Below are 17,351 nucleotides of genomic sequence, written 5' to 3' on the forward strand. Positions count from 1 at the left end.
ATAGATATAAGCTGCTGATAAAATAGGATAATCTGTATTATTTAATAATAGTGTACTGGTCTGACATAGTATCGATTAAATAACTTATAAAATCATAGCTATCGCAAGCTGCCTCTTGAAAATTCAACTTAACGCACTCATCTACCCGCTAACGTTATATAATGGTGTGACTGAGCTGCTGGCTCTACTAAGATTACGACATTTATTTTGCGTCTATTGACGATTTATGTTCTTTGTAATCTTACCGCTATCACAATCTACCATTGCTATCTAAATTTCATTATCTGAGTACAAAAGACATCGCCTTATGACTATCTCTATTGCTTCATTGCACAGTACTGAATTCGCCGTTGGTCAACGTTATTTATCTGATACGGAGTCTGAGCTTGGCTTAGGTGTGGTCATCGATGTTGACGACCGATGTGTGCATATTTTATTTCCGCAAAGTGAAGAGACACGCGTCTACGCAAAAAAAACTCTGCGCCATTATCGCGCGTGGTATTTAAAGTAGGCGATAGCATCTACGATCAAGATGGCAAAAGCTATACGGTCAATGCTGTTGATGAAGTGATGGGCGTACTTAAATATGGCGTCGATGAGCACGAGCGCGGCATCATGGAAACCCGTCTTGCTGCCAATATCACGTTGGCCAAGCCGCTTGAGCGTTTGCTTGCTGGCCGAATTGAGCGCGGTGACTGGTATGAGCTGCGCCAAGATATCCTGCGCATGCAGTCAGCGCTAGCAGGCCACCCACTAAAAGGGTTAATGGGTGCGCGTGTCGATATCATCGAGCATCAGCTATATATCGCACATGAAGTTGGCAAGCGTATCGCGCCGCGTGTACTACTGGCTGATGAAGTGGGCCTTGGTAAAACCATCGAAGCGGGCATGATTATTCATCAGCAGTTGCTAACGGGCAAAGCTGAGCGTGTGTTGATTTTAGTACCTGATAGTTTGCAGTATCAATGGATGATTGAGCTGCGTCGTCGCTTTAATCTAAATTTCGCATTGTTTGATCTAGTGCGTACTGCGGCTATCAAAGAACACGATCCTGAACAAAACGTCTTTGCCACTGAGCAATGTATCATTGGTGGTATGGATCTATTACTCGATCACCCAGACTTATACGACCAAGCGATGGATGCAGGGTTTGATTTATTGGTCGTTGATGAAGCGCATCATCTGCATTGGGATGAAGCACAGGGCGGCAATGATAAGTATGACTTGATTGCAGATTTCGCAGAAGAAACGCCAGGCGTGATGCTATTGACAGCAACGCCAGAGCAACTCGGTGCGCAAAGTCACTTTGCCCGTCTGCGTTTGCTTGATCCAGATCGTTTTGATGATTTGGATGAATTTATCGATGGGCAAGAAGCTTTTGCAGAGACAGCAGCAGTTGCTGGCGTCTTGATAGAAGAAAAGCCACTCAATGAAGGCCAAATCGCTGCCTTGAGTAGCTTGCTAGACATTAGTACTGAAGAGTTGTCTTCAATCAACGAAGATGAAAAACTGCGTACACATGCGTTAAATGAGCTGTTAGATCGTCATGGTACAGGTCGTATTTTGTTCCGCAATACTCGTGAGAGTGTGAAAGGTTTCTACGGCCGTAGTAGCCAACCATATCCATTGCCACTTCCTGAGGCATGGAAAGACAGCTATCAAACCAATGGTAAGTTGCGTGAGCAGCTATGGGGCGAAGAAAACCAACCAGATGGTGGCTGGCTAGAAGATGACCCACGCGTTTCTTGGTTGATTGATATCTTACGCGGTGAGCTTAAGCATCAAAAAGTGCTATTAATCGCTCGTAGTGGTGCGACGGTAGAGAGTTTGGAAGCAGTATTGCGTCTGCATGCAGGTATCAAAACAGCTATCTTTACTGAGCAGATGACTTTGCTTGAGCGTGACCAAGCGGCCGCATTCTTTGCTGATAGTGAAGGCGCGCAGATATTGTTATGCTCAGAGATTGGTTCAGAAGGTCGTAACTTCCAGTTTGCAAGCCAGTTAATACTATGGGATTTGCCTGCTAATCCAGATACGTTAGAGCAGCGTATCGGCCGTCTAGATCGTATCGGTCAGACGCAGCAAATTATGCTACATGTACCTTACGTACAAGGTACAGCGCAAGAGCGTCTGTATCAGTGGTATAACGATGCGCTGAACATGTTCAATCAGATATCGCCAACCGCACAAAGCGTACAAGAGCAATATATTCAAGAGCTTAAGCCAATGCTTGAGGGTGCTGATACTTCTGAGAACAATGTCATCTTGCAAGACATTATTGACGAGGCGCTACAGACACGTTTGGGACTAGAAGCACAGCTACAAGCTGGTCGTGATCGTCTGTTAGAGTACAACTCATGTCGTCCGCGTGTCGCAGGTCGTATCGCCGATGCTATGCGTGACTTTGATGGTAATAATTTGCTGCCGCACTTTATTGAGCGTTTCTTTGCATCTGCCAATATCGATCATAACATCCAACGTGATGGCTCGTGGGTGATCGCACCGATCGATAGCACCGAGATCAGTGATTATATTGATGGTTTGCCACTTGGTGATGAAGACGGTATGACGTTGACCTTTGAGCGTGAGCAAGCGCTTCAGCGTGAAGATATCGAATTCATCACTCACGAGCATCCATTGATGCGTGCAATTTATGAGCTAGCGAGCACCAGCACCTTTGGTAACACGACAGTTGCTATGCTAAAAAGTGCCGCTGTTCCGCAAGGTATGGTACTGCTAGAGGTGAACTTCCGTGTTGAAGCGATTGCGCCAAAAGTGCTTAATTTGCCAGCGACTTTGTCCACGCAAAATATCCGTGTCTTTATCAGTGAGCAGGGCAGTGATTTATCGGCTCGTATCAGTGCTGAGATGATTATGCCGCACGTTGAGCGTTTGGATAAAAACCGTGCCCGCCAAGTCATTAAAGTACGCGGTGATGTGATTGAGCAGCGTTATTACGAAGCTGAAGACATTGCTCGTCAGCAGATCGCTGAAATTGGTGAGCAAGCAAGTAGCCGCTTTAGCCAGCAGTGGTCACGTGAAATCAAGCGTCTAAAACATCTACAGACGATCAATCCAAACGTACGTCCTGAAGAGATTGAGCGTTTAGAGCAGCTTAAAGCTCAAGGTGAGCAAGCGCTTGGTAACTTGTCATTAGTACCCGACTCTATTCGCGTACTCGTAGCAGTTAAGCCATAAACATCGGCGTATTTGTCAAAAACGAGGTGTTATTATACATCTCGTTTTTATGGTTGAGATTGCTTGCTTTGATCTTTAGTTGAGATTTGTCTGGCAAAAATAGATAAGCAATACTTATAAGTAAGCCGACAGCAACTAGTCAAAGCCACCAATATTGGGTAAGATGTTTACCTTTTCTATAGAAAATAAATATTCGGTGATAACATCGCTAACGATGTCTGTATGTTTATTTTAAGGTCTCCTTCGACAGATCTTAACAAGTGATCTCGCATTATTTTACATTCAAATATGATGGCTATATGGCATCAATATCATCAGATGCTGAGCGTTTTTGATAAAAATAAGGAAACATATCGTCATGTCCGATAATCTACAACTGATTGATGAGCTGCTGGCTACTATCGCGCTTATTGAAGTTACCCCTGATGTGTTTGAGGGTAAAAGCCATGACTATGTGGGCAGTCGTATATTTGGTGGGCAAGTGCTCGCTCAAGCGATTATGGCAGCGGCGCATACATTAGATAAAGACAAACCTTGTCACTCACTGCATGGATATTTTTTGCGTGGTGGCGATATCAACCAACCAGTGATATACCAAGTCCGTCGATTGCGTGATGGTCGTAGCTTGTCTGCACGTGAAGTCACCGCTATTCAGTACAAAGAAGTACGCGGTAAGCCACCTGTTGAGCAAGTGATCTTTTCAATGATTGCTTCGTTTTCACCGATGGAAGATGGCCTTGAGTATCAAGAAGACATGCCTGTCTATCCACCACCAGAAGACTTACTGACAGAACAGGATTTAAAAGAAGAGAATGTCGGAAAAGTGCCAGAAGCGTTAAAAGCAAGATTTATGCGCCGCCGTCATGTCGAGATTAAGCCAGTGAAGCCGCGTAATCCGATTAGCCCAGAACCAATGAAGCCTAAACAAGCAAACTGGCTACGCATTCGTGAATTGGGCAATCAGCCAGTGGCTATTCAGCAAGCGCTATTAGCATTTTCGTCTGACTTTTATTTGGTTGGCACAGGGCTAATGTCACATGGTGTTAGCTTTATGACCAGTGGCCTACAGGCCGCTAGTATCGATCACTCAATGCATTTCCATCGTGATTTTGATTTGAATAAATGGATGCTTTATGACATGTGGAGTGATACCACGTCTAATGCGAAAGGGTTGAACCATGGTCAGTTTTGGCAAGATGGAAAACTGGTCGCTACCGTGCAACAAGAAGGACTCATGCGTTTACGTGTGCCAAAGTCTTAGAGTGCTGTAGGCTTAGTTAGTTATCTCTATATTATGATCATAAGAAAGCGACTCATTATTAATAGTGGGTCGCTTTTTTTATTCCAATTTTTATTCTAAGATCTTAATCATCGCGCGAGGTAGCCCTAGGCTGTCTTGCGCTTTTTGTTCGGTTAACCACTTAAAGTCAATTTCAGCCGCTGCTAATTTTTGATTTAGCTCAGTTACCTGCGTCGCGTTAATCATCAGTTTACATGGGGTCAAATACCAGTGAAAATGCGTCAGCGAATGCTTGATAGGGCGTCATCGAGCAAGGTATTGCTGACTGACTTTGCCACCAGTTCATTTTTTTATCAGCCATTCATTTATGATTTGCTCGGCAGTGGTAAATTCTGCTTCGTATACTTTTTCATTACTACGTACGTCATTTGGCATATTCGATGGCTTATCATCGCTAGCTAGTGTCTTTTTAACGGTAGCCTTGTTATTCGCTTTACCATCAACTTTTTCCACGAACTGTAATGGCAAGCTCCATAATCCGCCCCAGATACCATTGTCAGGGCGCTGTAGCCATAGTATGTCACCATCTGCACTTTCGATTAGCAGTGCATCACTGAATTTACTAGGTTTGGGCTGCTTTTTTGCTTTGACGGGGTAATCAGTCTCGCGCCCTTGCGCATGCGCTAGGCAGTCTTCTTTCAATGGACATAATAGACACGCAGGCTTGCTACGGGTACATAATGTCGCGCCCATATCCATCATGGCTTGCGCAAACAATCCTGAGTTCTCTGTAGGTGTCAGTCGCTCTGCTAATGCCCATAAATCTTTGGTGGTAGCAGATTTAGTGATATCGCCGTCAATTGCCGCCCAACGTGTCAGCACTCGTTTGACATTACCATCGCAGATGACGCCATAATGATGTAATCCCATCGCCATAATCGCGCCAGCAGTCGATGGCCCAACGCCCGAAATCGCTTCCCATCCTGCTAGCGTCTGCGGAAACTCGCCCGTTTTATCGATTACCTCAACCAACTGCTTAGCACCTTTATGCAAATTACGTGCGCGTGCATAGTAGCCAAGCCCTGCCCAATGCTCTGCTACGGTATCCCATTCTGCTGCGGCCAAATCCTGCACAGTCGGAAACGACGCCATAAAGCGCGCAAAGTAGGGCAGTACGGTAGCACTTGTGTTTGCTGAAGCATCACTTCGGATAACCAAACGATATAAGGATTTGGCGTATCGGTTTGGTGCTGTTGCCAAGGTAAGTCATGGCGACCGTTTTCGGCAAACCAATCTAGTAGGCGTGGGGCAAAGGAGTTTAGGGAAGTAGGTGACTGAGAAAATTGAGTAGGCAAGAGTATTCCTTGTAAGTTGAACAGGGATATATAGGATTTGGAGTTACGACGGGTAAGTGAGAAGGTGAATAGATAAAACTATTTACCAATATATGAGGCTTAATTGTTTATAAATAAAGGGGATAGATAGTATCACTATAGAGAAGTAAGAGTTTATCGATAGACACTGTCTAAAGTCTCACCCGATTCATTTTTCCACTCAATCCATCCGTTGGTCGAACGTCCTGATACTAGAGCACTGGCTCCACTGGGTGTTTTAAATAAATGGTTTTCAGTGAGTTTATAACTTTTATCGTTTACGGCTACGAGTTTGCCGCTACTGAACAGACTCTCTTTTAATTTAGTCACAAATGGCGGAGCTGATGATGTCTGTGTTTGTCTTATGAGAGAGCCTGCTAATATTACGAAGCCATCGTCGTCATAGTATCCTTTAGCATCACCATCTTTTACCTTATAGTAAAACAGGGATGGAATAGGTTTCGATGGAGCTTCATCGATTATTTGAGCAACTTTAGCAATGGTGGAATCAGTCGATTTGCTTTTATAAGTCTCGTTGCTATAAAGCTATCATGAATAGCCAAGGACTCGAAAATAGGCTGTCCTAAGGTGGATAGTAAAACGTCAAGGGTGTGGAATAATTCTTCGCAATCAGCCTTTAATGGGTCAGGTGTATGCGGTTTATTTCCATTATTTCCATTTTTTTAGTTCGTAACGTCCCACCTCAATGGCAGTTGCGATAGCCTTATGTTCTATATATAGCGCATGGGTTTGCGTCATAGAGTTATTGGTTGAGAGCATGACAAAAGCCCGTGTCCAGAAATCTTTGTCATCATGTTGGTTAAGACGTCTTTTAAGATCGCCAGTTTGTCCAACATAAAGTAACGGCTTCTCTACACTATCGGTATCACCAATCAAAAAATACAAACCAACTTGATTGGCATCGGGCATCGCAAAAAAGTCGTCAATGTGGATACGTGGGATTTCAATCAATCTTACTGTGCGCGTAGTCATCTCTGCCAAACGCAACCCACGAGGGTTACCTTTTGGCAGATAAATTTGGATGGTTTTAGCCGATGGTATTAATGGATTCATAGTAGCTTATATTATTGGTGAATCTACTTCCGATTCTTCCGCGTTTTTAGACGACGTAAGCGTTTTTCTTCCTCTTTCGCCTTTTTCTTCTCTTCAGCAGCGAGTCGTTGTTCAGCGACGACGATTTCTTCCGCTTCAGTCATTGCTGGTGTTTCTAGCGTGATGCGACCAATCTTCGCGCTACGCAATTCGTTAATGAGAATCTCAGACATACGGTAAGTATCGACTTGGTTGCCCGCGCGTACACAGCCGCGATTACGCCCAGCCACTTCAAAAAAACTCCCAGTCAGTTTTCGGTAGCTCTTCAATTTTGTAGCGAGTTTTTAGCAGCTCAGGATAGGCTTGCATTAGATACTCAGCGGTATAGCTGGCTACATCAGCGAAGTCAAAAGCAGTATCACGAATACCGCCTGTCGCAGCGAGACGATAACCTGAGTTTTCGTTTTCAACCTTTGGCCATAGCATACCAGGTGTGTCATAGAGCATAATGTCATCGTCGAGTTTAATCAGCTGCTGCGATTTGGTCACGGCTGGCTCGTCGCCTGTCTTTGCCACAGCACGTCCTGCTAGCGTATTGATCAGCGTTGATTTACCAACGTTTGGAATACCCATAATCATCGCTTTGATTTGACGACCAGTCCCGACTTTATTAGGTACAAGATGCTTACAGATGGCGATGATGCGTTTTACATCATTGGCTTTTTCAGTATCGCAAGCAATGGCTTTGACCCCATCTTGCTGCTCGAGATAATCCATCCAAGCTTGAGTCAACTCAGGATCGGCAAGGTCAGCTTTGTTCAGGATTTTGATAACAGGTTTTTCGCCGCGCAGTGCTGCGACCATTGGGTTTTCACTACTATAAGGAATACGCGCATCGATGACCTCGATGACCAAATCCATCTGCGGCATGACTTCTTTGATTTCGTTACGGGCTTTGTTCATATGCCCAGGGAACCACTGAATACTTGCTCTCTTATCCATCTGCTTTCATAACCTTTTATAAAAAATGCTAAAAGTAAAACAATCAACGTTTACTTTCTAATGGTGTCCAGTTTACTACAGAACCACCTTGCTCACGGCACAATTTCACCCAACCAGCTTTGTCATTACGCCTGATTTTGGTTTTCTGTTTCCTCGTGTGCTGGTGGTAATGGGGCAAGGTAACCAATCAATAGTATTAAGCTGCCTGCACCAAGGAAGGATATCACTCGCCAAATTGCCTCAGTCTGTGACAAATCTACCAAGACCAGCTTGAGAACGACAATACCTAATAATCCAATACCCATAAACCAAAGCGCGCGCTGCCAATAGCGGCTGGCAAGGATAGTGGCGACCAAGGCTAAGAGCGTCCATAAAATTGTCAGTCCAGTTTGTACTTGCTCGCTTTGCCATGCGCCGCCTTGATAGTCATTCCAAAGTGGCGTACCAATAAAGGCATGTAGCGTTCTGACCAACATGCTGGAGATTAACCAAAAACTGATCAGTCCCAATATAATTAGCAAATTCTCAGTGGTGAATACGCGCTTAGATTTGGCAGCTGCACTCGAATCGATAACGGTATCATTGCGACGGCGTTGGCAGATGTAATACAGACTAAAACCAACCGATAATGTCAACCATGATGTGATGTCATATAGGTTGAACAATGGAAAATAAGACATTCCCCAAATCACACCGTCATAAGACCAATTGGTAAGAACAACCCACAGTAAAGTAATGGGAGCAAAAATGGCAGCGCATCCTAATAGTGCCTGTTGCCAATCAAACCAGTACAGTAGACCTTGTTCCGAAACTCTATTAGTCGATGTATTTTCTTCATTTTGATTGATATGACGATGATTTAACCATAATCCAAATAATATGAGTACTGCTGAAAACAAGAAAGCCATCACGCCATCAGAGTCTGGTAGGCCATAATGCGCCGCGGCAGCAATGAGTAAGATGCCCGTACCTAGCCAGCTTGCAGCAGTATAACGTGAGGTATCGCTGTTATCGGCCCATGTATCAGACCATGTTTTTAGCCATAGCTGCCCCATGACTAACCAGCCGATTATTAAGCCTACGAATACCAACATTCCGCTGTTGCCCATGTTAAATCTCGCTCAAACTTTTGGGGCAGTTGCAGTATTAGCATGAAGTAGAACAGGGCTAATAGTCCATGACTAAGCTGTCTAATTTCCGCCCATGGACGATAGCGATTGATGACCCAATAAGCGATCAAGTTGATGAGTGCTGCCAGTGCAATTACCGTCGTGCTTGATTGCCAGATATCAAACCAATGATGCAAATCAAGCATTAGTACTTGTAGCATCCAAGCCATCACGGTCAATGTCAAAAATTTGATGAATCTAGGGCTGTGCCAAACGAATTTGAATACGCGGCTCTGACTATCGATGGAGGTCAGCCATTGATACGCAGCTTGCGTACTGACACCCAGTGCATGCGCATAGCTGGTTAACGCATCTGATGTGCTGTCCAGGGTTTGTGTTTTCATTACTGAGGATTGTGATTGTATGACCGAGGATGTTGTAGCGCTTTTATTGTTAAGGTTATTACTGGTGTCTATCGTATTAATCAGCGCGGCAGGGGAGTTGCTATCGCGTAATATAAAGATGGTCGCTAGATAACTGAGCGCTGAAATACTAAAGGCTAAAACGGGATAGTCTTTGCTAGAGAATATCGCTGTCGTCACTAGCATACCAATACTGACAAGCTGTAATAGTAAGCCGAACAATACCGACCACGACCGCAATGAGCGTCGTCCAAACCATACTAGCGCCAATCCTTGTACAGACCAACCAAAAGCAATCCATTCAGCATCTAGCGCCAACGGAATAACGAGCGCAAAAAATCCTAATCCTAACGCCAGCATCCCTTCGGTGATTAAAGCATAGCGTCTACTGCGCTGGATAAATAGCCAGCCTAAGCCAAGATAAACCGTAGCCAAAATGCCACTGGTAATCGTAAGGGCGTTAGAGATATCATTTAATAAGGCAGAAAATAAACCAAAAGCCAGTAGCGGTACTGAAAACAGTAAACCCGTATCAATAGGAAATACATAGGAGCTGCCTACATGGGCTTTGTCCAAGTGTTTTGTGTCATCTACATTATCAGCATGACTGAGGTCTTTTTCGTTTAGCGCATTATAGGTGATGATTTGCTGCGCATAACGAATGACGACAAATAAGTAAAGCAACCAGTGTAAGGCTACTAATGCCACCAATGCCCAGCGCTGCGTTTCAATGACGGCGCTCAGGTTTTCGCTGATACCCCAATAGTATGCCAAGCCAAACGTCACAGTCACACCGAATAGATTCAATATTTTCCACGGTCGATAATGAGCAATGACGGCAATGGTGACGTTTAGCAGTAGATAATAGCTAAATAAGGTGACCAAGCTGCCAGTATCTTCGCTGGTCAAAATCGGTGCAAAAAAATCCACCCGATAATGCTAGTAATGCTAATGGAAAAGCGTTTTGACGTACGGCGAGAGCAATGGTAATGGCAGACAATAACCCAAGTCCGATAAAGCTTGGGACACTAGGAATGATTTCATAAACACTGTAAGCAAAAAAAGGTGCTTAGATACGCAATTGCTAAGCCTGCGCCTTGTAGCGTAATCCCATATGAGAAGCGTTTTGCCGTCAGCTTTAACCCAAGCGCTGCCAATGCTAACCCTGTAACGCCAACTGCTATCAGCTTTGTGGCAATCGAAATCTCGATATATTCGCTTAATAAGCGAAGTAAGAGCACCACACCTACTAGCAGAACCAATACGCCGACTCGCACGACTAAATTTCCACCGAAAAACCAGTTTTTGATTGAGTGAATGAGCGAGGTCACAATAGGCAATGAGCGTTCATCAGGCTCAATCGGTGCGGTAGGCGCTGTGTTTTGCGTATTTATCGGGGCGTTATCGTCTATAGATTTATCGTCATAGATGTTTGATGATGCATGTATGGTTGAGTTTGAAGCAACGGTAGGAAGCGGTGGTGGTGATACAGGCAGCCGATTATCTGGAGAGGATGGTTGTGAGTCAAAAGCTATTTCTTTAGCGTCACTGTCTTTAGGAGCATTGTCTTTAAGATCATGATCGTCAGTAGCAGTGTTGCGCACATAACCATTTTTATCGACCAAAGGTGCAGACGGAGGCGTCATACTACGCTGTCTTTGCTGCTCAAGCTCAGCTTGCAGCGTCGTCACATCACGGCGTAGATGCTCGATTTTTCGAGCTATCCTAGTATATAACGCGACCACTACGATCAATAAAATCGTAAAAGCCAGCCAGCCCAACTGGGTCACCATTAGATACAACATCTTCGTCACTCAATCCAGTTTATAGTAAAGTGATAATGACGTGATTTGATAAGAAGCACAAGACTACTCTGATTACTGGGCTAAAAGACAAATGCTAGAATGACACTCAAAATAAAAGGGTAGCTTGATAATTAAGCCACCCTTTTTAATAGTCTTTATACCAAATCGTTTTTTTATGCTAAATTGGCTTTCATAAACTCAAGCATGTTTTCCCAGCTTTGCTTAGCAGCAGCTTCATTGTAGCCAAGATCTACTTCGTTTTTGGCTGCGCGCTCATCGGCATGCGGATTGGTAAAGCCATGTTTGGCGTTGTCATAAACGTCAATAGTGTAATCAACATCGGCTGCGTCTAGCTCTGATTTTAGACCTTCGATAGCGTCCATTGATACCATTGAGTCATCACGGCCATGAGCAACCAACACTTTTGCCGCAAAGTTTTTGTCAGCTGGTTGTTTTGGCGTTGGGTTACCATGGAAAGTAGCAACGGCTTTTAGTGGCATGCTTCGCGAGCCATATCTAGTACAACTTTACCACCGAAGCAGTAACCGATTGCACCTAGGTTGTCACCATCGACAGATAACTGATCGCTGAAGTCATTCAAAATCAAGCGGCAGCGTGCCATTAGCATGTCTTGATCGGCCAGTACTTGCTCCATCCACATGTTTGCCTGCGCTGCATCAGTAGTTAATTTGCCTTCACCGTAAACGTCCATAGCGACTGCTGCATAGCCCGCTTCTGCCAAACGCTCAACCACTGATTTTGGATGATCGACCACGCCCCACCATTCCGGTGCAACCAAGATACCTGCTGTTGGATTTTCATCTGAAGCGTTCTCTGGTAGTGCTACATAACTGATAAGTTCTACACCGTTTTCGGTAGTACTGATTAATTCAAAAGTCTTAATTGACATATTATTGTCCTTTTTTTATGCTGTGAGTTTTAATTATTCGTCATTGTGATGGTTCGTTTTTATAACTCGTACTACCTTAACGCCCATGTCTAGCAAAAACAGCTATAATACTGTAACGCTCTTTATCAAAATGCTACTGCGACTTTATGACTATAAATTTGTTAAACAAAAATAATGACCAATCTGACTTGAACTCAGGTCTCGATGCGGCGGGCAAGCCTGCGCAACCGGTAAGTTTATTCACTGATAATACCGATGTCGATTCTAATGCTGATTCTGACTCTAAGTATGAGTCTGAGCCACTACGTCCGCAGTTCTGGTCGCGATTTGCGTTAACAGAACTAAACCATAGTGAGTGGGAAGCGTTGTGCGATGGTTGCGGCAGTTGCTGCTTGATCAAGTACATCGATGAAGATGAAAGTGGCAATGTGGATGAGGAGCTGGTCGAATATACCGATGTCACCTGCCAGTTGATGGACTGCGCGACAGGATATTGCAGTCACTATGCAACACGTCAAGAGCACGTGCCAGACTGTATTCAGCTGACTATGGACAACTTGCCCAAGATGATGTGGCTACCATCGCACTGCGCTTATAAGCGTTTGTATAAAGGGCAGGGCTTACCAAGTTGGCATTTACTATTGACTGGAGATGCTGTGGTGACACAACAACAAATGCGAGCGGCCAACGTGGGCGTCGCTGGTCGCTGTGTCACGGAAATCGGTATGTCTGATGAAGAAATGGAGACGCGGGTGGTTAACTGGGTCAATCCTTAGTCTATAGTCAGTTAGATACTTGAGCAGTAGATTTGGCTTTTGCTTCAGCACTGGCTTGCGAGTTAGCCAACGATGGTATCGGAATGTCTTGACGAATCTGCTGTGAAAATTTGCGGCTGTTTTTATCTCTATCGATATTAGACTGTGAGTTGACTTGATTATCGAACCCCTTTGCTTTTGTTGATATGAGTGCGCTCATACCACGTATTCATTGACCAAGGCTGGTTGTCCTTTTCGGGAGCCGCATCCAACATGCCTACATCGTATAGATAGTTCGGTAACCAACCAGAGACCCAAATCCGATAATCCCATGCAAACGATCGCCACTGACGATACGCGCCATATAAAAGATAATATTGGTACAGTTGCTGAGCAATGTATTGTACCAAGCAGGTTTAGCGTTCAAATCATCAGCCGCAGTCAGATAAGACTCAAATAGCGACCTCACTTCATGCTGTTGCAAATTGCTAATAGGAAACAGATAAACCTGCTCGCCGCGCGCATTGCTGCGAGTGTAGATAATATCGCGTTCTTCTGCGGCAATCAGGCTCAGCTCATAACGTCGAAAAAACCCAGCCAGCGCTGAAAAAGACTCGCCGTCTTCTTTACGAATCTCAAATGAGAAGGCAAGTGGTCTATCATCTTCGAATCGAAAGCTAACCAAGGTATGAGCAATCAGCGGTCCCATCCAATAAGAGTTAGTCACATCAACGCCGGATAACTTAGACAAATCAATCGTACGGGTATCCCAGTGCTCGGTAGCGTCTTCCTCAGTTTGCCAATCAAAGTTACGAACATTGGTTAAAGTAATCAAATCAGGGTTGGTCGCATCGCGCTCATAGGAGACTCGCTGGTCGACTTCAGCCATCCATTCTCGATCTTGTTTCGGTTCGATAGAAAAAAACCAACCTAAACCTATGAGCCAAATAGCGCTATATACGCCGATAATTAGCTTGGTTGCTGTGCCTTTACCAATTGATTTTTTTTATTAGATAATGAGTCACTATGCAATACTCTTGTGACGGCATCCCAGTAACGTGTACTTAGCAGCGTAGCTAATATGCCTACAATCACTATTGTCGCAAGCCAAGTCAATACTGAGCTGACGCCGTACTGATACCAAATCGCGAGTAATAACCATAGCGCTGATAACAATAACGTAACGGCAATTAAAAAAAGTCACAAGACGCTGGCGCCATGTAGGCTTTGGCTGTTTGCTATTTGATGTGCTGTTTTTGATATTTCGCGTTTTAAGTCAGCACTTTCTAAACCACGCCTCTCTAAACCACAGCTCTCTAAGCCACGACTGTCTGACAGTCGACTGCGTGAACGCGACGAGAGTAAGCGAGAAAAAACGGAACGTAGCGACATAGGGTTTGCTTTGATAAATAAAGGCTTTGACCATAGCAAAGTTTATAACACGCTGACAATACAATTTGAGTGAATTTGTCGTTGAATGTCGGTGAGCCTTGCGATAAAGTGAAGCTAATTTGTACTAGCTAGTTTGTTATTCATGCAGTAATTAATAACAAACTAGCTGTTTTATTTGCTACTTTTATCCCCATCTAGGCTCTACTTGTTTTTTTATTGAGTATTGTTCATTTTTATATTGAATACTATTCTGATTTTTATTAACTAAAGAGGTTAAATCACACCACCATGTCTGACGACACTCCCAGCCCGAGTAGTTGGTCGATGCGCGGCTTAAAACGCTGGCTATCGACCGCCCCCGAAACCCGTGATGAATTGATTCGTCTGGTACAAGACTCGCGCCAGTTTTTAGAGCCTGATACTGTCGATATGCTAGAAGGCGTGCTAGATTTGCCTGCGACACAAGTCCGCGAAATCATGACGCCGCGTCCGCAAGTAATTGGTCTGCACGAGAGCACCAGTCTTGCTGAAGTGATGGACATCATTCTTGAGACCACTCATTCGCGCTATCCTGTTTTTGACAGTCAAGACGATGATGCTGTCATCGGTATCTTATTGGCAAAAGACTTGATTCCAATTTTGGTACATATGGTTCGCAACCAAGAAGACAAAATTGACAGTAAGCGTCTCAGAGACTTGGTGCGCCAGCCGTTATATATCAGTGAGACGGCTCGTTCTGATACCTTGCTACGCTCATTGCAGCGCACCCAAGTACATATGGCGATTGTCGTGGATGAGTTTGGTAACTTTGGTGGTGTGGTCACCATGGAAGATTTGTTAGAAGAAATCGTTGGCGACATCGTCGATGAGCATGATGACTTTGATGAAGACAGCGATATCAATAACATCGTCCCTGATCCAGAAAAACCAAATACGTGGCGTGTCCAAGCGTCTACAGTAATTGAAGACTGTAATGATGAGCTGGGTAGTCGTTTTGACGATACTGATGTCGATACGATGGGCGGTCTGGTCATGCAAGCACTTGGCTTTGTTGGTGATTTAGAAGGCGAGAGCGTCGTGATAGATGATTGGAAAATCACCATTACCGATGTAGAAGGTCGATTTATCCAAAATCTAGAGCTGACCAAAACCAATGCTGAGCAACAGATATTGATAGGCAGCCACTAGCTTGCTTATAGTGTCACGATACTTGGTCAATGAATAAAACTTGTTAGCAAATTCAATAAAAAACACGATGAAAAATCGTGTTTTTTGCTTTCTGCCTTTTGAACTTTAGAATGAGGTTTTAGCTACGCAAATTTACCCACTTGTAGGTTTTGACTGGTATCATGGGTGGGTTTTATTTGTGGCCCTGCATAAAGCATTATGCAGTCAGGTTTTGCATGAGTGTTATCTCATCGCTTAGCTGAGAAATTTTAGAAAATATGGTTTTGGATAACTGCTATGCGTCTGTCTACTGTTGATTTGCAAAAACGTCTGAACCCCGATAAGCCAAAAGGTTTACATATGGGATTGACGGTACTAATAGCTTGGCTGGCAGGGGCAGCTTTCATACTCGCGCTCGCGCCTTATGGCATTTGGCCAGTTGCTTGGTATCACCTGCTATTTTATATGCGTTATTGGTACCAGCGATGACAGGTCGCCGCGCCTTTCTAATTGGTCAAGCGTACGGTACAGGGCTGTGGTGTGTTGGAGCATTTTGGCTATACACCTCGATACACGTTTATGGCGATACACCCGCATGGCTTGCGCTGATTATGATTGCGCTTATGGGTCTGGGCATGGGCTTGTTCCATGGATTTTTGGCGCTAATCTTTAATCGTGTGGTCGGCAAGCAGCCGTTATCTTTTGCTGCCTTATGGATACTCCAAGAGTGGATGAAAACGTGGCTATTTACTGGTTTTCCTTGGCTATTCGTTGGTTATGCGTTTACTAAGCAGTATTGGCTGTCGTCGCTCGCGCTGTGGCTGGCGTCTTTGCGGTTTCTTTTGTGGCGGTACTACTGGCTGCCAGTATCGTTGAGCTGTTGCGTCGCCGCGGTGGCTATATGATTCCATCGATAGCATTGCTTATCATTAGTAGCACGCTATGGTTAATCAATCCGCAGTGGACCAAACCAAAAGGCACTCCTGATTTATCGGTATCTTTGATTCAGGGCAATATCCCTCAAGACCTAAAATGGCTCACCGAATATCAGATTGAAACGTTAAAAATCTATGCAACGTTGACTCGTGACGAGTGGGGACGTGACATTGTGCTGTGGCCTGAATCGTCGATTCCTATGTTTCAGACAGAAGCTGTTGGTTTTATCAGTGAAATGGTCGCGATGGCCCAAGAGACTGACACGACATGGGTGACAGGTATTCCTTATAAGGATGAAGCAGCGTTTGATGCCAGTACAGATAAATATCCGCCGTTCTACAATAGCGTGGTAGCGCTAGGGGCACAGGCAGAAGGGCTTTATAAAAAGCAACGTCTAGTGCCATTTGGAGAATATATTCCATTCCAAGGCGTGCTCGATATTCTGCCAAACCTAGCAGGTAGCCAAGATATTATGAGCTATAGTCGCGGCAGTGATCAGCAGTCACCGTTGCGTGTGCGAGGGCACAATCTAGGTGCAGCCATCTGTTACGAAGTGGCCTATCCAGATACCACGCGCAAAAACGCGATTGGTACGGACTTCTTGTTAACCATCTCAAACGATGCTTGGTTTGGTACGTCGGCAGGCCCACTACAGCATCTACAGATGGTACAGATGCGCGCGCTCGAAAACGGTCGCTGGTTTATGCGAGCGACCAACACAGGTGTGACAGCTATCATTGACCACAAAGGTCGTATCGTAGAACGTGCACCGCAGTTTGAACGTACTGTATTGCGCGGTGATATTCAGGCACGAGTTGGCAATACGCCATTCATGCGCTTTGGTCAATATCCTATTTTGTTTATCATGACACTGTTACTAATACTCAGCTATTTGGGTAAACGTACGAAGGCTCCAGTACGTTTGGTTAAGTAGTATTGTTAAGTAAGATGTGTTGATAGCGAATAATAGATAACTGATTAAGTAGTTT

At 44.5% G+C, this 17,351-nt stretch carries 16 protein-coding genes and 4 pseudogenes; 5 read left to right on the forward strand and 15 right to left on the reverse strand.

Features of this window, described 5'->3' with window-relative positions; genetic code table 11:
• Positions 1–307: 307 nt before the first annotated feature.
• Together rapA and TT11_RS04305 are read left to right on the forward strand one after the other, a co-directional pair.
• A pseudogene (gene rapA, locus TT11_RS04300) lies at positions 308–3,198 on the forward strand (RNA polymerase-associated protein RapA).
• 358 nt (positions 3,199–3,556) lie between these two features.
• On the forward strand, positions 3,557–4,459 hold the full coding sequence (locus tag TT11_RS04305) for an acyl-CoA thioesterase II (protein WP_057761915.1): 903 nt from the start codon (positions 3,557–3,559) through the stop codon (positions 4,457–4,459).
• Positions 4,460–4,549: 90 nt separating this feature from the next.
• On the opposite strand, the gene TT11_RS04310 is transcribed toward TT11_RS04305, so the two are convergent.
• The 12 genes and pseudogenes from TT11_RS04310 to TT11_RS04360 all read right to left on the reverse strand — a co-directional run bounded on the left by TT11_RS04310 (position 4,550) and on the right by TT11_RS04360 (position 12,112).
• On the reverse strand, positions 4,550–4,702 hold the full coding sequence (locus tag TT11_RS04310) for a hypothetical protein (protein WP_261869182.1): 153 nt from the start codon (positions 4,700–4,702) through the stop codon (positions 4,550–4,552).
• Positions 4,703–4,780: 78 nt separating this feature from the next.
• Positions 4,781–5,590 carry an A/G-specific adenine glycosylase gene (locus tag TT11_RS04315; protein WP_261869183.1) on the reverse strand — a complete coding sequence of 270 codons (810 nt, stop codon included), beginning with the start codon at positions 5,588–5,590 and terminating at the stop codon, positions 4,781–4,783.
• Positions 5,536–5,793, reverse strand: coding sequence for a hypothetical protein (locus tag TT11_RS04320; RefSeq protein WP_261869184.1), 258 nt, complete (start codon positions 5,791–5,793; stop codon positions 5,536–5,538). Before TT11_RS04320 ends, TT11_RS04315 begins: the two co-directional genes overlap by 55 nt.
• Positions 5,794–5,946: 153 nt before the next feature.
• Positions 5,947–6,141 (reverse strand): DUF4357 domain-containing protein, encoded by a 195-nt coding sequence (locus TT11_RS17015; protein ID WP_370587774.1) that lies wholly within the window; start codon positions 6,139–6,141, stop codon positions 5,947–5,949.
• A 339-nt stretch (positions 6,142–6,480) separates the two neighbouring features.
• Entirely contained in the window at positions 6,481–6,885 is a 405-nt protein-coding gene (locus tag TT11_RS04325) for a GIY-YIG nuclease family protein (RefSeq protein WP_261869185.1), read from the reverse strand.
• Positions 6,886–6,908: 23 nt separating this feature from the next.
• A complete protein-coding gene (locus TT11_RS04330; protein ID WP_261869186.1) occupies positions 6,909–7,154 on the reverse strand; it encodes a hypothetical protein in 246 nt (81 codons plus the stop codon).
• A 1-nt stretch (position 7,155) separates the two neighbouring features.
• The gene (ylqF, locus tag TT11_RS04335) at positions 7,156–7,866 is read right to left on the reverse strand and encodes a ribosome biogenesis GTPase YlqF (RefSeq protein WP_261863356.1); all 711 of its coding nucleotides are present in this window, start codon (positions 7,864–7,866) and stop codon (positions 7,156–7,158) included.
• Positions 7,867–7,991: 125 nt separating this feature from the next.
• Positions 7,992–8,975, reverse strand: coding sequence for a DUF2339 domain-containing protein (locus TT11_RS04340; RefSeq protein WP_261869187.1), 984 nt, complete (start codon positions 8,973–8,975; stop codon positions 7,992–7,994).
• A complete protein-coding gene (locus tag TT11_RS04345; protein ID WP_261869188.1) occupies positions 8,945–10,327 on the reverse strand; it encodes a DUF2339 domain-containing protein in 1,383 nt (460 codons plus the stop codon). Before TT11_RS04345 ends, TT11_RS04340 begins: the two co-directional genes overlap by 31 nt.
• Positions 10,266–10,397 carry a hypothetical protein gene (locus TT11_RS04350; protein WP_370587775.1) on the reverse strand — a complete coding sequence of 44 codons (132 nt, stop codon included), beginning with the start codon at positions 10,395–10,397 and terminating at the stop codon, positions 10,266–10,268. Before TT11_RS04350 ends, TT11_RS04345 begins: the two co-directional genes overlap by 62 nt.
• Positions 10,398–10,437: 40 nt before the next feature.
• Positions 10,438–11,202 (reverse strand): DUF2339 domain-containing protein, encoded by a 765-nt coding sequence (locus TT11_RS04355; RefSeq protein ID WP_261869189.1) that lies wholly within the window; start codon positions 11,200–11,202, stop codon positions 10,438–10,440.
• Positions 11,203–11,375: 173 nt separating this feature from the next.
• Positions 11,376–12,112 (reverse strand): annotated as a pseudogene (locus TT11_RS04360) (dienelactone hydrolase family protein).
• A gap of 296 nt (positions 12,113–12,408) precedes the next feature.
• Here TT11_RS04360 and TT11_RS04365 point away from each other — a divergent pair.
• Positions 12,409–12,888: pseudogene (locus TT11_RS04365) on the forward strand (YcgN family cysteine cluster protein); the annotation flags it as partial.
• Positions 12,889–12,895: 7 nt separating this feature from the next.
• Here the strand turns inward: TT11_RS04365 and TT11_RS04370 are convergent.
• The 3 genes from TT11_RS04370 to TT11_RS04380 form a co-directional block, all read right to left on the reverse strand.
• Entirely contained in the window at positions 12,896–13,087 is a 192-nt protein-coding gene (locus tag TT11_RS04370; protein WP_261869190.1) for a hypothetical protein, read from the reverse strand.
• 57 nt (positions 13,088–13,144) lie between these two features.
• On the reverse strand, positions 13,145–13,756 hold the full coding sequence (locus TT11_RS04375) for a DUF4105 domain-containing protein (RefSeq protein ID WP_261869191.1): 612 nt from the start codon (positions 13,754–13,756) through the stop codon (positions 13,145–13,147).
• 311 nt (positions 13,757–14,067) lie between these two features.
• Positions 14,068–14,259 carry a hypothetical protein gene (locus TT11_RS04380; RefSeq protein ID WP_261869192.1) on the reverse strand — a complete coding sequence of 64 codons (192 nt, stop codon included), beginning with the start codon at positions 14,257–14,259 and terminating at the stop codon, positions 14,068–14,070.
• A 288-nt stretch (positions 14,260–14,547) separates the two neighbouring features.
• On the opposite strand from TT11_RS04380, the gene TT11_RS04385 reads away from it, so the two are divergent.
• Together TT11_RS04385 and lnt are read left to right on the forward strand one after the other, a co-directional pair.
• Complete coding sequence (locus TT11_RS04385) at positions 14,548–15,447, forward strand: CBS domain-containing protein (protein WP_057761902.1); 900 nt, start codon at positions 14,548–14,550, stop codon at positions 15,445–15,447.
• Positions 15,448–15,723: 276 nt separating this feature from the next.
• Positions 15,724–17,296 (forward strand): annotated as a pseudogene (gene lnt / locus TT11_RS04390) (apolipoprotein N-acyltransferase).
• The last annotated feature ends 55 nt before the right edge of the window (positions 17,297–17,351 follow it).

It is taken from the genome of Psychrobacter sp. JCM 18901 (assembly GCF_000586435.1).
Taxonomy (GTDB): domain Bacteria; phylum Pseudomonadota; class Gammaproteobacteria; order Pseudomonadales; family Moraxellaceae; genus Psychrobacter.